Genomic DNA, 15,572 nt, shown 5'->3' on the forward strand with positions numbered 1-15,572 from the left:
ATCTTGTGAGATATCTCTCTCACATCGCAAACATAGACCAATTATCGACAGACCCTCAGTTTATTTTGAATAAAAGGTATAAAAAACGCTTTAATTTTAAACACAAATCAATGTGCAATAAAAGTGAAAAACATTCACGCAAAAATAAAGCCGAGATTAACTCGGCTTTATTGATTGAAGCATCCTGAATATTAGATATTCCATTCCACAAAGTTTTTTAGTAACTGCAAACCAACAGTGTGACTTTTTTCTGGGTGGAACTGCGTTGCAAACAAGTTGTCTTGATGCAGGGCTGTACAGAAAGTTAAACCATAATCACAGGTCGCGGCCACGATTTTTTCATCTTGCGGTTCAACATAAAAACTATGTACGAAGTAAAAACGCGCATCTTGTTCAATGTTGTTCCACATAGGGTGGCTCGGGTCACGTTGATGTACCTGATTCCAACCCATGTGTGGCACTTTTAAACCTGCTACTTCAGGAAAGCGTTTGACTGTACCTGCAAAAATGCCCAGTGCATCTGCTCCGCCATTTTCTTCGGAATGTTGCATCAGCGCCTGCATGCCTACACAAATTGCAAGTACAGGTTTATTAAAGACCGCGTTGCGTACCACGTCATCAATGCCAGCTTCATGCATGCCTTGCATACAATCACGCATAGCACCCACACCTGGAAACACAATTTTATCGGCTTGTGCAATCAGTTTTGGGTCATTGGTCACATCTACCGTTGCACCCACATGCTCTAAAGCTTTCGCTGCAGAGTGTAAATTTCCCATGCCATAGTCAAGAAGGGCAATTCGGGTCATTAGAGTGTTCCTTTGGTTGATGCCACTGTATTTTCAGCACGCGGATCGACTTCACATGCCATGCGTAAAGCACGTGCAAATGCTTTAAATACGCTTTCAATTTGGTGGTGGCTGTTTTTACCTTTGAGGTTGTCGATGTGCAGTGTCATTAATGCATGGTTGACAAAGCCTTGGAAGAATTCTGAGAATAAATCCACATCAAAAGTACCAATACGTGCGCGGGTAAATGGAATATCCATAAATAAACCCGGACGACCCGATAAATCGACAATCACACGGCTTAAAGATTCATCAAGTGGTGCGTAAAAGTGACCGTAGCGTCGTAAACCTTTTTTATCGCCCAAAGCTTGAGCAAAAGCTTGTCCAAGCGTGATACCACAGTCTTCTACAGTGTGGTGATCATCAATTTCCAAGTCGCCATCACAATGAATATCAATATCAAACAAACCGTGTCGCTTGATTTGATCAATCATATGGTCTAAAAATGGAACTCCAGTGTTGAGTGTGCCTTGACCCGTACCGTCCAGATTCACACGAACTCGAATTTTAGTTTCGTTGGTATTTCTCACCACTTCACTGATACGTTGGGTCATAGACACGTTCCTCAAAAAACGTCAAAAATGATTGATGTAAAATGTTTTCGCTGTGACGAAGTCTCAGCATATTAGATTGCTCAGGAGGGTTAATCAATGCCTATTACCGTACATGCCTATACTTCACTGGAAAATACCGAAGTGCGCAGCCAGCTTGAGCGACTGTATGATACCAGCCCTGAATTTGGCGATGGGCAAGATGCGGTAAGCCAACTTGAGCAGAACTTGGCTCAGTATACCCTACTTTACACGGCAGAATTTAATACTAAAGTGATTGGTGCGATTTGGTGCACAGGGCAAGATGATCATCGTACGCTTGAATATATTGTGGTGCATCCTGCAAACCGTGGTCGAGGTGTGGCAGATCGTTTGGTGAGTGAGGTGTGCCGTATGGAAGAAGCCAAAGGTGTGCAGCACTTTCAGCCGGGTTGTGGTGCGATTCATCGTTGTTTGGCGCATTTGGGTAAGTTGTGAGTTTTTAAAAAGCTGACGTTGTGTCTGTCTTTTCAGTTTATCCGTATAGGTCAAAATTAAATTAGTATCGAAAATCCCTTCTCTTGCGCCATATATGGCTCAGGGATGAGGAATATCTTCCGTAAGAGGATGATGGGGGATTGAAGTATGGTTTTAATCGGATTTGTCAAAGAAGTTTATCTAAATCCTATATTGTTTTTTGTGCTTGCACAGCCACAATTTTTAGCTAAGGTTTAAATAGCTTTGCGTAGGCATCTTCCTACTTTGGCAAGACCCAAAGTAGGCAAAAGTCTTTTGTTACCCATACACGACATCCTTGTCGTGATGGGTAACGTGGGGCATCCGTGCCCCACATTCGCGTATCGGAAGTTTGTCAAAATTTAATTGGAAAAGAACTCATTTTTAAATTTTTGGGTGATATTTCAGCAGAAATAGAATGAGGTTGCTGTAAAAGTAAACATTTGCACTGAAAAGCGAAAAAGACTATTGACGATTTACAGCTGAAACTGTTTAATACGCGTCATTGGCGTGATAGCTCAGTCGGTAGAGCAACGGATTGAAAATCCGTGTGTCCCCAGTTCGATCCTGGGTCTCGCCACCATATTCAAAACGGTTAAACGTTTTCAATCCCTGATCCCATCAGGGATTTTTTTTGCATAAAATTTATGCGATCAAATAAAAAAGTGATGATTTTTATTGACTATTCAGCCGAGATACGGCTTAATACACGGCATTGGCGTGATAGCTCAGTCGGTAGAGCAACGGATTGAAAATCCGTGTGTCCCCAGTTCGATCCTGGGTCTCGCCACCATATTCAAAAAGCCTCAAACACTGTTTGAGGTTTTTTTTTCGCCTCTAGGTTGGTCATAGAGAATTATAATTACATGCAAAGCGCATTAAAATTCCAAGAAAAATTGCATACCCATAATAGATTTAAGAAAGTGAAAAAGACCGTTTATCCGAGTCAAGGTGAGCCAAAATTGATTTTCAGGTAGGCTATAAAACGTATACGGTTGCAGTGAAAAATTTTTTTCTTGCATGGTGTAAAACTGCATTGTCCTGAAATTACGTTGCGAGAAAAGTTTATGAAATTTATAAAAATATATCCTTTGCTGCTGATATTGGGCTGTCCATGGAGCATGATGGTCCACGCGGATGACGCGGTGACCTTACCCACCCTGCACGTACTGGCCGAGCCAGAGTTACGTACAGAAACCGGGATTGTGCCGTATCAGAATGATGAAAAAAATCTCCGTGCTTTACAGCATCAAGTTATTCGTAATTCACGTGAAGCACAAAACTTTATGATCGACAGCCATGTGGTTGCCAATCTGGAAATTCAGCCCTTACAAGCACAACCCGACCTAAATTCGTTATCGCCCTTTCTACAACAGTATGTATTGAGTATTGCTCAGGGTTTACAGTCGAGTGATCCTACACAAGGCTTGTATATTATGTTGCAACCCTTTGGTATAAACCGTAGCAACAGTATGCAGCATATTGATCGTAGCAATAGCAACAGTATGCAGCCCATCGATCGTGATATGCATATACAGCTCGACCTGAAAAATGTCAGCATTGGTACGATTGAACATTCTATAAATAATTTTTCTGTACCTGAGCTACCGACACCGAAAAAGTAATCATTTTTCTTTTGAAAAAATCCTTAGCTTTGCCAGCGAAGCCTATATTTGCCGCCGCGAGAAAGTGGCAAATGCCTGCGCAGTTGAAAATTGGGGCTGTTTTCAGCCTGTGAGCTAGTCATGTTCTTCAGAGATCATTACTCCGTTATATGCTCAGCCAGTCGGGAACCACCGGGTCAGTTTTAATCCTGCCCAGAGCTGGAAATTGGCTCCATACGATGTTAAATATTATCAATTGAATGATCAGCGGGTGCTCATTGCCCAGACCAGTTTTAGAATTGATCAGGTCATTGATTAAATTTATAAATATTATGAGCATCGTTAAATGAAAGATCTGTTTTCTGATGACAGCTTGCGCTATAAACAGGCCCGTCCGGCTTATTCTGCAGAAATTGTCCAGGAAATTTTAAAGCATGTACCTGAACGAACTTTTGCCTGGGATTGTGGTGCCGGTTCGGGGCAGTTTACCCAGTTATTGGTACCACATTTTCAGCAGATTTTAGCCACAGATTTAAGTCAAGCACAGTTGGATTTGGCACCGCAGTGGGCAAATGTGAGTTATCGTATCTGCTTGGCGCAAGACAGCGGATTGGCAGATGCGAGTGTGGATTTAATTACCGTTGCACAAGCGATTCACTGGTTCAATTTTGATGCCTTTTATGCCGAAGTGCATCGGGTGCTAAAACCGAGTGGAATATTTGCTGCGGTGGGCTACGGTCTGATTCAAGCTGTAGATCCTGAGGTGAATACCGCAATTCAACGCTTGTATTTTCAGACCTTAAAAGGTTGTTGGGATGCTGAACGTCGTTATATTGATGACTTATATCGCACGATTCCTTTCCCATTTCAAGAAATCGTGACACCCGAACTTTGCCTGAAATATCGTTGGTCGGCAGCACAATTGCTGAATTATTTAAACACTTGGTCGGGACTGCAGCATTATTTAAAGCAACATACTGATACGCCCTTGCTTGAATTACAACAATTGTTGCAGCAGCAACCTGCTCAGGGCTTGGAAATTCAGTTTCCAGTTTTGCTGCGTTTAGGTCGCTTGGTATAAAAAGTCAATGTATTGAGTGATTTTTGAACTTAAAATATAAGTTGGTGAAAAAAGGATGTTTCTCCACAGGTGTAATTTACCTATGTGCGAGGTGTCCAATGTTAAAATTTTCTCTCCCTATTTTATTCAGTCTTGCGCTGAGTCTCCCTGCGACTGCTTTTGCCAATCTTGATCAGCCTTTACAGGTCTTGGATGATTGTGCATTAAGTGCAGAATATGGGCAATCCAACAGCTTAAATTTGCTGCATGATCAATACCGTTTTACCGCGCAAGATGTGGTGAATCAAGTTCGAGCTGAACAAAACCTAGACTTAGCAAGCAAATTTGCAACTTTGGGTTCTCGTTTTTATATCAACCCGCAAGGTCAAACTGTGCTGCAAATTCAACGTGATGTGGTGTCTTTGGGTGTGATTGAAACCACACTCAGTGTGGATGGTTTACGCCAGTTAGGGCAGCATTTTATAGATGAATTTAAAGCTTTGGCATTTGAGTAAAATGGAGTGCGTTGTCGCAAATGACCTTGTGACAATCTAAGACATAAAAACTTAAGACATAAAAAAACGCCCTGAAAAATCAGGGCGTTTTTTATTGCACGCGAATTATGCTGGTTGCGCAGATTCTTGTTGTGCAGGAGTCAACATGTGACCGTGTTCTTCGAAGTTTGCATGCCAAGATAATGCTTCACGAAGTAGGTGAGGAGTGTGACCACCTTTTGCACATGCACGCTCAAAGTAATCATTCAATGCATTGCGGTACATTGGGTGTACACAGTTGTCGATAATCGCACGAGCGCGTTCACGTGGTGCAAGACCGCGTAAATCTGCTAAACCTTGCTCAGTGACTAAGATGTCAACGTCGTGTTCGTTGTGGTCTACATGCGCAGCCATTGGAACGATAGATGAAATGTCACCGCCTTTCGCAATCGATTTAGTCACGAAAATCGCCAAGTGTGCGTTACGCGCGAAGTCACCTGAACCACCAATACCGTTCATCATTTTGGTACCGCATACGTGGGTTGAGTTCACGTTACCGTAAATATCAAACTCAAGTGCAGTGTTAATACCAATGATGCCTAAACGACGTACTAACTCAGGGAAGTTAGAAATTTCTTGTGGACGTAAAATGAATTTGTCTTTGTAGTGTGCAAGATTACCAAATACGCGATCGCCACATTTTTCAGACAAAGTCATTGAACAGCCAGAAGCGAACTTCATTTTGCCTGCATCAATCAATTCAAACGTACAGTCTTGGAGTACTTCTGAGTACATCACCAAGTCTTCAAAGTTAGAGTGTTTGAAGCCTGTTAATACTGCATTTGCAATTGAACCGATACCTGCTTGTAAAGGTGCCAAGTTTTTCGGTAAACGACCTTGTGCTACTTCGTTTTCAAAGAATGCGATCAAGTGATCTGCAATTGCTTGAGTTTCGTCATCTGGATCGGTCACGTTAGATGGAGAGTCAAGCAAGGTATCGTTAAATACAATACCCACAACTTTTGCAGGGTCTAACTGAATACCTTTGGTTCCAATACGTTGTTCAACGTGAGTTAATGGCACTGGACCACGTGTTGGACGTGCTTCAGGAATATAAATGTCGTGTAGGCCTTCAAATTCTGTGCTTACAGTGGTGTTGATTTCGATAATGACTTTATCTGCATATTCAACAAAGCTTGCAGAGTTACCTACAGAAGTTGTTGGAATAATTAAGCTGTCTTCAGTAATTGCAACTGCTTCAACAATCGCGATGTCTGGGCGTTTTAGCGTATTGTTACGCATTTGCTCAACAGTTTCAGACAAGTGTTGGTCAATGAACATAACTTGACCTTGGTTAATTGCTTTACGCAAAGTGTTGTCTACTTGGAACGGCATACGACGAGCCAAAACACCTGCTTCAGTCAATTGCTTGTCTAAATCATTACCAAGACTTGCCCCAGTAATTAAGTCAATTTTTAAAGGATTGGTTTTAGCGCGTGCCACCAATGCAAGTGGAACAGCTTTTGCTTCACCCGCACGAGTAAAGCCACTCATACCTACGGTCATACCATCTTGAACGAATTCAGCAGCTTGTTCTGCGCTGATTACTTTGTCGTGGAGGGAGGCTAAACGGATGCGATCTAAAGACATGGCGAACTCTCGTAAAATACTAGACTGATACCGATTGTACCGATCAAAAAAGGTATTTTGCATAGGTGTTAGGCTAAGGTCTAATTTTTTGCCTAAATGGTGGTATAAAAATATAAAATAATACATAAATAATTGAATTTAATCGTTTATTTATATATAAAAAGGTAAATATTACAATTTGTTTGATATATTTTTATACAATTTTGATATGCACCATCTGAATTTTTTACTTTGATCGTCCATCCGATTTGCTGTTGGTCTGAAATTGGTATATAGCAAGCTAGATAGAGATCAAAAGCGTCAGCCGTTTAGAAGTGTTCACTCAAACTTTGTTTGATTTTTTCCAGCGTGCCAACATTATTTTTTTCTTCAACGATTTCAGGTTGTAACGGCAGGGTAATGATGGCTTCAAGACCACCGTGTTCACGGTTTTGAATGGTGAGCTCGCCCTGATGAATATCGACAATACGTTTTACAATTGCCAAACCTAAGCCACTGCCTTGTACAGTACGTGCTTCATTGCCGCGTACAAAAGGCTGCATTAAATCGGCAATTTGGTCTTCTGGAATGCCTGTACCGTTGTCTGCCACGCTAATCCGAATGTGTTCATCCAGCACTTCTGAAGACAACTCAATTGGCTCTGCACCATAGCGTTTCGAGTTATTAATCAGGTTGCCAATCAGACGTTTCAGCGACAAACTGCGCGCCTGAATTAAAGGTAATTCTTGTGCGTTAAAGCGAATATCCAACGGTTTAAATTGAATAATCAATTCCTGCAGCAAAACATTTAAATCGGTTTCTTGTAATTCTTCATCGGAACCATCACGCATATAAGAAATGAATTGATTTAAAATCGCATCCATATCTTCTACATCGTAAATTAAGCCTTCTTTTAAAAAATCATCATCGGGCATCATTTCGGCACTTAAACGAATCCGTGTCAGTGGCGTGCGCAGGTCGTGTGAAATACCTGCCAACATGATACGACGGTCACGTTCAGTCTGTTCCAAGGTATAAATCATGTGATTAAAGGCTTGGTTGACCTCACGAATTTCCTGCGGACCGTGATTGGTTTCTAAATAAGGTGCTTTGCCTGTTTTACTGTAGCTATTGGCGGCATTTTGCAGACGACGCAAAGGACGATTCAGCTGACGTACTAGAGTTAAAATAATTGCTGCAGCTAACAGTGGAATACCCAAAAGCCAGCCAAAGACCAATTCAGGGCTGTAGTTGGCATAGGTTTTAAGGGGTTCACGTACCCAGTTGCCATTCATTTCTGGGGTTTGAATCCAAATACGCGGGCTTGGTTTGAACTGGAAATAGACCGTGACATCCTGCATTTTTAATTCAGTTGCCAGTTTCTTTTCTATTTGTTGGGTAAAAAACTCTGCAATGACTTTTTCCCGTACATTAGGAAACTCACGTGGATCGGTTACATATTCAATGCCGACCCGATTTTTAAGCCACGCATCGACATCGACTTCGGCTTCATTGTGAAAAATGCGCAAATCTGGATTGTTTAAAATTTCCAGTTCAACCGCTAAATAGCGGGCGTGTTGTTGAATTTCAGGTAAATACAAGGTGCGCCAAAAGAACCACAACGACATAAACAGGCTAAACAACACCACAAAAACCACCAGTACCGTGGTGCGCATGGCTGCAGAGCGTGGTTTGATTTTGTCCAGAAAACGCTCCCAGCGGGTACGTTTCTTTTCAGAATACGCCACATAGTCGGTAAATTCTTGTGGGTCGATGGGTTCGAGTTTCACATCTTGTCCTGTGGCAGAGGTTGTAAAGCGAATTTAGTGAGTGAAATTTTATGATGAATATACTTGTTATTGGAATGTCTGTTCTTTAAATCTAGCACAATGATCGGTGTGCATAAATGTTGATCATTGCATGAAGATGTGAGGCTGAAGCCTCACATCATTTTCAACTTATTCCGCACCATCTGGAACAAATACATAACCGACACCCCAAACCGTTTGAATATAACGTGCACGGGCAGGGTTTTCTTCAATTAAACGACGTAAACGTGAAACCTGAACATCAATCGAACGCTCCATCGCACCCCATTCACGACCACGCGCCAAATTCATTAACTTGTCACGGGTTAAAGGCTCACGAGGATGTTGTACCAACGCTTTGAGTACTGCAAATTCACCTGTAGTTAGGGTCACGACCTGACCTTCACGTGTCAAAGTACGGGTCGATAAATCTAGTGACCATGGGCCAAAACCAACCACTTCCATTTGCTGACTTGGTGCACCTGGTACCTCGCGCACTTGACGACGCAATACAGCACGAATACGCGCTAACAGCTCATTTGGATTAAACGGTTTTGGTAAATAATCATCTGCACCTGCTTCAAGTCCTGCAATACGGTCAGAGTCACTGCCGCGAGCCGTCAGCATAATAATTGGCGTGTCGATGTTAGATTGACGTAAACGACGGCAAATACTTAAACCATCTTCAACAGGCAGCATAAAATCAAGCACGATTAAAGAGAACAGTTCACGCTGTAACAAACGATCCATTTGTGTCGCGTCGTGGGCAGTTTTGACCACAAAGCCCTTATCTTCCAAGAAACGCTGTAACAGGGTACGTAAACGCACATCATCATCGACAACGAGAATGCGTTCAACGCGGTCAGTTTCGCTGTGTACGGTATCTGTTTTTTCAGCAGGTACAACTAAACTCATGATGTGCTCCTTTATTCTTTATTGTCATCGTAAACAAAAAGTTGAGTTGGCTTTGAGTATACGATTCATTGGTATCTATTGCCTATGCTCTAAAGCAACAAATATTGCAGATAAAATCAAGACATAGATACCAAATATATACAGCATTCCCATGCGAAAAACTGACATATTTGTCCGTTTGAGTCTAACATAAGCCTGAATTTTATTTAGATTTATAAAATTTAGCCGAATTGGCAAAAATCGCCAAAAAACCACCATTTATAAAATTCATAAAACAATTGTGGATTTTATAGTCTTGGTCTTTATAATCATGGCTTTTAGTACTTATCCTTGTAGGATCACACACGATGACTGACTTAGTTCAGCAGTTAGCAAAAGAACTTGCCGTACGACAAAATCAAGTAGAAGCTGCCATCAAACTTATTGATGAAGGTGCTAGCGTTCCATTTATTGCACGTTACCGTAAAGAAGTGACGCAAGGTTTAGATGACACGCAGCTACGTCAGCTCGATACACGTTTATCGTATTTACGTGATTTATATGAGCGTCGCGAAAAAGTAATAGAATCACTCAAAGAACAAGATAAATTATCTGATGATTTATTGGCACGGGTTAACGCTGCTGAAACCAAAAATGCTTTAGAAGAAATTTACGCGCCTTACCGTCCAAAACGCACCAGTAAATCGTTTAAAGCTAAAGAAGCAGGTTTAGGCCCAATTGCAGCGCAAATTTTTGCAGAACAGGTTGAGCCAAGCGAAGCTTTAGCAGGCTTTAGTCATGCAGACTATCCTGATGCAGACAGTCAGCTAGATGCGGTACAACACATTCTGATTGATGAATGGGCACAAAATATTGCCTTAACCACAGAATTAAAAGAAATTTTTGCCAAAACAGCGGTATTAAAAAGCTTGGTTGCTTCTGAAGAGAAAAAAGAAGTGGGCAAAAAATTCCGTGATTACTTCGATTTTTCAGAAAACCTCAACAAAGTGCCTTCACATCGCCTATTGGCGATGTTGCGTGGTCGCCAAGAAAACGTCTTGGGTTTAAAAGTTGATGGTGAAGACAGTGCACCTTTGGCACGTATTGAAACTGAATACAATTTAGATCAAATTCAGCCGCAAGCACGTCAGGACTTTTTAAAGCAAACGGCAAAATTGTTCTGGTTGGGCAAAGTGCGTCCACAAATCGAACATTCATTATTGACTGAAAAGCGTTTGGCTGCCGAAGCTGAAGCGATGGATGTCTTTGCAGAAAACTTGCGTCATTTATTGCTCTCTGCACCTGCAGGTGCGCGTTGTACGCTGGGCGTAGACCCTGGCATCCGTACAGGTGTCAAACTGGCTGTGGTGAACCAATCTGGCGATGTGGTTGCACATAGCACGGTTTATCCATTTGCACCTAAAGAAGACAAAGCAGGCGCGATTGAAGAACTTGCACGTTTATGCCGTGAGCACAATGTTGATTTAATCGCGATTGGTAACGGGACTGCAAGCCGTGAAACTGAAGCGGTTGTGGCAGAAATGATGGCGGCGCACAGTGACTTGAAATTAACACGTGTGTCTGTATCTGAAGCGGGTGCATCTGTGTATTCAGCTTCTGAATTGGCATCGCAAGAGTTGCCAGAACTAGATGTGTCGATTCGTGGTGCAGTGTCGATTGCACGTCGTTTGCAAGACCCATTGGCAGAGTTGGTAAAAATTGATCCAAAATCAATCGGTGTGGGTCAGTATCAACATGACGTGAATCAGGCAGGTTTAGCAAAAACCTTAGAAGCTGTGGTAGAAGACTGTGTGAACTCGGTCGGTGTCGATGTCAACACGGCATCTTCAGCAATTTTGGGTTATATCGCAGGTTTGAATAAAGCCATTGCACAGCAAATTGTTGAATACCGTAAAGAACATGGCCGTTTTGACAATCGCCAAGCTTTGAAAAACGTACCGCGTTTAGGCGAACGTACTTTTGAACAAGCAGCAGGTTTCTTACGTATTCAGGCAGGTTCTGAGCCTTTGGATGCTTCTGCAGTGCACCCTGAATCTTATGGTTTAGTAGAAAAAATTGTGGCTGCCAAAGCGACCACGGTTAAAGATATTATTGGTAATACTGAAATTATCCGTTTGGTGAATGCTGAAGAATTTGTGGATGAGCAAGTCGGCTTACCAACTATTCAGGATGTTTTGTCTGAATTGGAAAAACCAGGTCGTGACCCACGTCCTGAATTCCGTACGGCTAAATTCCGTGAAGATATTACTGAAGTGGCGCAGTTGACTGAAGGCATGCAGCTTGAAGGTGTTGTAACCAACGTGACCAACTTTGGTGCTTTCGTGGATGTGGGCGTACATCAGGATGGTTTGGTGCATATTTCTGAGTTGGCCAATGAATTTGTGGCTGATCCGCATAAAGTGGTGAAACCAGGTCAAATTGTTCAAGTGCGTGTGTTGCAGGTTGATGTAGAGCGTAACCGTGTGAATTTATCGATGCGTCCTGAAGGTTCGGCTGCACCTGCAAAAGCAGCGCGTGCACCACGTCGTGATCAAGAACAGCGTACAGAGCGTAAGCCACAAGCGAAACGTCCACAGCAGTCACGTCCTCAGACTGAGCGTCCACAAGCGAAAAAACCACAAGCCGCTAAACCACAAGAAAATAAAATTGGTGGTTTAGGTGCATTGTTGTTACAAGCAGGGATTAAAGGTTCGAAGTAATTTTGAATTGCTCTAACAAAAAGCTCCCGAAATTCGGGAGCTTTTTGTTTTGCAGGAACATTTTTATATACAGATTTTTTGATGGATTTTAAATCAACGGTACAATCCAACTCACCAAAATCAGCATAATTCCCAAATGTCCAAGTTTACGAGTCACTGCGACTAGTTTTGACGGTGGTGCTTCAAGTTGGCGAGCATATTCCTGAAGATTTAAACCTTGTGAGGCTTTGCTGCTAAATAAAAATACGCCCAAATCAATACAAATTAAAATCGTGCCGACATCGGCAACAACCTCTAAAAGTTCATATTCTTGCTGATAAAGCGCCGTTGCAACCTGATAACTCAGAAACAAGGCAAAGGCAAAACAGCCATACTGTAAAATGAGGGCCAGTGCTCGCATAATTCATTCAAAATACTTAAAACAGCTGTGTTATAGCATAAAAATGCGGTGCAATTGAATGTTTTGTTATGGTTGAGATTGTGGATCTTAAATAAGCAATTAACGGATTAAGCCTTGCAGAACAAAACTTGTGGCAATACTGCCTGCTGCCAATTTAGACATGAAATAACTGTAATTAGAAGAGGCAGAAACTTCGGACATCGCACCAGATGAATGCGACATGGACACGGCAAGTTGGCTGCGATAGCCCAATTCGACTAACAAGACCACCAGGCCTGTCAGTGTCATCACTTGAAATGTGTCTACATGATTGCGCGTAAGCTCAGTATATAAGTGATAAAAACTTAAGCCCGCAGCAGAAAAACAAAATAGCTTAAACAGATACAGAGTTTTCATGTGTTGTACCTTTCATTATTGTAATGTCATTTTGAATGCTATTTCTTAAACCAATATTAAAATCACATGAAAAGTTGCGGCTGCACAATTTAAAAATTGTTGAAGTGATGTTGTATTGTTGTGCGCTGTTCAACCTAAGCTGTAAAAACAAATAGGCGACCCGTAGGTCGCCTAAAGCAAAACTTGAATTGTGTATAAATTACCAGTGTTCACCTGGGAACAAGCGCGCATACGCTTTTTGTACCCAGTTCAGTTTTTGCTGCTCGCCCACAGACGCGGTAGAGCTTGGGAATAAGTTATAACCAATCGACATGAGTTTGTTGTTAATGTCTGGTGCAATCGCATAAGTGATTGAAGCCAAACGACCCAAATGTGTCGCAATTTTCTTCGGACGTTTCACAATCGCATAAGCAATTAAATCTGCCGCTTGCTCAGGTGAAAGGGTGGGCACGTACTTATAAATTTTGGTTGGTGCGATCATTGGGGTACGAACCAATGGCATATACACCGAAGTAATCGCAATTTTGTGTGTATGCGCTTCTGCAGATAGACAGCGACTAAACGCATCCAATGCGGCTTTAGATGCCACATAAGCCGAGAAACGCGTTGCGTTGGCTAATACACCAATCGAGCTGATGTTGATGATGTGACCATCTTTACGGTGCATCATCTGCGGCAAAATATTGAGTACCAAACGCACAGCACCAAAATAGTTGAGCTGCATGGTACGTTCAAAGTCGTGGAAACGATCAACCGACTCATGTACTGCACGACGGATTGAGCGGCCTGCGTTGTTAATTAAAATATCAATATGATCGACAGAGGCAAGAATTTGTTGCGATACAGCATCAATAGAGTCCATATCGTTTAGATCACAAGGGAAAACTGAAGCCTTGCCACCACGTGCTTCAATTTCAGCTTTGACTTGTTCGAGCGTTTCCTGAGTACGTGCCACCAAAAGCACATGCGCACCTGCATCGGCTAGCTTATGTGCCACGGTTAAACCAATACCACTCGATGCACCTGTAATAAGGGCAACTTTACCATTTACACGCTGTTGAAAAAGTTTCTCTAATTTTGGCTTCACGCTAATATTCCTGATTTAGATTCCTGAGTTGTCATTTTTATTGAGATTGACGATTCAAATTTCAGACTGAATTTGAACTGTTTTACTTGGCTTTATGATAGCCGATTGCACAAAAAAAGCTATGGAATAAGTGGTTGAATTTAAAAATGAATTTGGAGTAATTGCTCTATTTTTGTGAGCTGTATATCTTTATTTTTACCATGAAATAAAGCTAATGCAAAGACATACAAAGAAAAATTAAAATAAAAAAGCATCCTGTTGAAATTAATCAGCAGGATGCCAGTACAAAGTTTGAACTGATGAGTTTTTATACGGCTGCTAAAGCTTGCGCTAAATCGGCAATTAAGTCATCGGCATGTTCAATCCCGATGGATAAACGCACCATATCTTCACTCACACCAGCCGCTTTGAGTTCATCTGCACTCAACTGACGGTGAGTGGTGGTTGCAGGGTGGCAAGCCAGACTCTTGGCATCGCCAATATTGACCAAGCGTGTGAATAATTGCAGTGCATCAATAAAGCGGGTTCCGCCTTCACGGCCATCTTGCACACCAAAAGACAGAATTGCAGAAGGTTTGCCTTTCACATATTTTTGTGCCAACGCATGTTGTGGGTGATCTTTCAAACCTGCGTAATTGACCCATTTCACTTTTGGATGTGCCTGTAAATATTCCGCTACTTTTTGCGCGTTTTCAGTATGGCGTTCCATACGCAGGCTTAAGGTTTCTAAACCTTGTAAAATTAGGAATACGTTATGCGGGCTAATCGCTGCACCTGTATTGCGTAGTGGTACTACACGTGCACGTGCAATAAATGCTGCAGCGCCTAAGGCTTCTACATAGTTCACACCATGGTAACTTGGGTCAGGTGTATTTAAGGCTTTAAAACGCTCAGGATATTTGCCCCAAGGGAATTTACCGCTATCGACAATAATGCCGCCAATAGACGTACCGTGACCACCAATATATTTGGTCAGTGAGTGAATGATGATGTCTGCGCCAAAATCAAATGATTTTTGCAAGACAGGCGTGGCTACAGTGTTATCCACCACCACTGGAATGCCGTATTCGTGCGCAATTTTCGCAATCGCTTCAAGGTCAATAATATTGCCCAATGGGTTACCAATGGATTCTACAAAGACCAGTTTGGTTTTGTCATCAATCAGGTCGCGTAAGCTTTCAGGCTGTTGATAATCGAAGAAACGTACTTCAATGCCTTGTTTAGGCAAGGTGTGGGCAAATAAGTTGTAAGTACCGCCGTATAAAGTTGATACTGAAGCAATGTTATCGCCTGCTTCGGTAATGGTCTGAATTGCGTAGGTAATTGCAGCCATACCCGATGCTAAAGCCAATGCGCCAATCCCGCCTTCAAGTGCTGCAACACGTTGCTCCAATACTGCAGTGGTTGGGTTCATAATACGGGTGTAAATATTGCCTTGTACTTTTAAATCAAATAAATCGGCACCATGTTGCGTATTATCAAAGGCATAAGAAGTGGTTTGGTAAATAGGCACAGCCACGGCTTTGGTGGTTGGTTCTGGGCTATAGCCTGCATGAATGGCCAAAGTTTCGTCTTTATAGGTCATG

The 15,572-nt window shown here is 42.1% G+C and carries 14 protein-coding genes and 2 tRNA genes; 7 read left to right on the plus strand and 9 right to left on the minus strand.

Annotated elements, in window-relative coordinates; translation table 11 throughout:
* Nucleotides 1-191: 191 nt before the first annotated feature.
* Together hisH and hisB are read right to left on the minus strand one after the other, a co-directional pair.
* Entirely contained in the window at nucleotides 192-809 is a 618-nt protein-coding gene (hisH, locus tag FTT71_RS05175) for an imidazole glycerol phosphate synthase subunit HisH (protein ID WP_004974401.1), read from the minus strand.
* The gene (gene hisB / locus FTT71_RS05180; RefSeq protein WP_096902642.1) at nucleotides 809-1,402 is read right to left on the minus strand and encodes an imidazoleglycerol-phosphate dehydratase HisB; all 594 of its coding nucleotides are present in this window, start codon (nucleotides 1,400-1,402) and stop codon (nucleotides 809-811) included. The genes hisH and hisB overlap by 1 nt, the downstream gene beginning before the upstream one ends.
* Nucleotides 1,403-1,498: 96 nt before the next feature.
* On the opposite strand from hisB, the gene FTT71_RS05185 reads away from it, so the two are divergent.
* The 6 genes from FTT71_RS05185 (at nucleotide 1,499) to FTT71_RS05210 (ending at nucleotide 5,073) form a co-directional block, all read left to right on the plus strand.
* Nucleotides 1,499-1,876, plus strand: coding sequence for a GNAT family N-acetyltransferase (locus tag FTT71_RS05185; protein WP_096902643.1), 378 nt, complete (start codon nucleotides 1,499-1,501; stop codon nucleotides 1,874-1,876).
* Nucleotides 1,877-2,401: 525 nt separating this feature from the next.
* Nucleotides 2,402-2,477: transfer RNA gene (locus FTT71_RS05190), tRNA-Phe, on the plus strand.
* A gap of 134 nt (nucleotides 2,478-2,611) precedes the next feature.
* A tRNA-Phe gene (locus FTT71_RS05195) sits at nucleotides 2,612-2,687 on the plus strand.
* Between the two features lie 328 nt (nucleotides 2,688-3,015).
* Entirely contained in the window at nucleotides 3,016-3,519 is a 504-nt protein-coding gene (locus FTT71_RS05200) for a hypothetical protein (RefSeq protein WP_228262050.1), read from the plus strand.
* Nucleotides 3,520-3,844: 325 nt separating this feature from the next.
* Nucleotides 3,845-4,579, plus strand: a complete 735-nt coding sequence (locus FTT71_RS05205) for a class I SAM-dependent methyltransferase (RefSeq protein ID WP_154320240.1) — start codon at nucleotides 3,845-3,847, stop codon at nucleotides 4,577-4,579.
* Between the two features lie 98 nt (nucleotides 4,580-4,677).
* Nucleotides 4,678-5,073 (plus strand): hypothetical protein, encoded by a 396-nt coding sequence (locus FTT71_RS05210; protein ID WP_004974410.1) that lies wholly within the window; start codon nucleotides 4,678-4,680, stop codon nucleotides 5,071-5,073.
* Between the two features lie 105 nt (nucleotides 5,074-5,178).
* On the opposite strand, the gene FTT71_RS05215 is transcribed toward FTT71_RS05210, so the two are convergent.
* The 3 genes from FTT71_RS05215 to ompR form a co-directional block, all read right to left on the minus strand.
* Nucleotides 5,179-6,702: an acetyl-CoA hydrolase/transferase family protein gene (locus FTT71_RS05215; protein WP_004974412.1), complete on the minus strand. Its 1,524-nt coding sequence runs from the start codon at nucleotides 6,700-6,702 to the stop codon at nucleotides 5,179-5,181.
* Nucleotides 6,703-7,010: 308 nt separating this feature from the next.
* Nucleotides 7,011-8,471, minus strand: a complete 1,461-nt coding sequence (locus FTT71_RS05220; protein WP_167846389.1) for an ATP-binding protein — start codon at nucleotides 8,469-8,471, stop codon at nucleotides 7,011-7,013.
* A gap of 168 nt (nucleotides 8,472-8,639) precedes the next feature.
* A complete protein-coding gene (gene ompR / locus FTT71_RS05225) occupies nucleotides 8,640-9,404 on the minus strand; it encodes a two-component system response regulator OmpR (protein ID WP_004974415.1) in 765 nt (254 codons plus the stop codon).
* Nucleotides 9,405-9,751: 347 nt separating this feature from the next.
* Between ompR and FTT71_RS05230 the strand changes: the two genes are divergently transcribed.
* On the plus strand, nucleotides 9,752-12,103 hold the full coding sequence (locus FTT71_RS05230) for a Tex family protein (protein ID WP_180160759.1): 2,352 nt from the start codon (nucleotides 9,752-9,754) through the stop codon (nucleotides 12,101-12,103).
* A gap of 88 nt (nucleotides 12,104-12,191) precedes the next feature.
* Here the strand turns inward: FTT71_RS05230 and FTT71_RS05235 are convergent, their stop codons facing one another.
* The 4 genes from FTT71_RS05235 to FTT71_RS05250 all read right to left on the minus strand — a co-directional run bounded on the left by FTT71_RS05235 (nucleotide 12,192) and on the right by FTT71_RS05250 (nucleotide 15,571).
* Nucleotides 12,192-12,503: a hypothetical protein gene (locus tag FTT71_RS05235; RefSeq protein ID WP_019838218.1), complete on the minus strand. Its 312-nt coding sequence runs from the start codon at nucleotides 12,501-12,503 to the stop codon at nucleotides 12,192-12,194.
* 99 nt (nucleotides 12,504-12,602) lie between these two features.
* Nucleotides 12,603-12,899, minus strand: coding sequence for a hypothetical protein (locus tag FTT71_RS05240; protein ID WP_004974421.1), 297 nt, complete (start codon nucleotides 12,897-12,899; stop codon nucleotides 12,603-12,605).
* A 199-nt stretch (nucleotides 12,900-13,098) separates the two neighbouring features.
* On the minus strand, nucleotides 13,099-13,986 hold the full coding sequence (locus tag FTT71_RS05245; protein ID WP_004974423.1) for an SDR family NAD(P)-dependent oxidoreductase: 888 nt from the start codon (nucleotides 13,984-13,986) through the stop codon (nucleotides 13,099-13,101).
* A gap of 307 nt (nucleotides 13,987-14,293) precedes the next feature.
* Nucleotides 14,294-15,571 carry an O-acetylhomoserine aminocarboxypropyltransferase/cysteine synthase family protein gene (locus FTT71_RS05250; protein ID WP_180160760.1) on the minus strand — a complete coding sequence of 426 codons (1,278 nt, stop codon included), beginning with the start codon at nucleotides 15,569-15,571 and terminating at the stop codon, nucleotides 14,294-14,296.
* Between the last annotated feature and the right edge of the window lies 1 nt (nucleotide 15,572).

The organism is Acinetobacter sp. YH01004 (assembly GCF_013420455.1).
Lineage (GTDB): Bacteria > Pseudomonadota > Gammaproteobacteria > Pseudomonadales > Moraxellaceae > Acinetobacter > Acinetobacter towneri.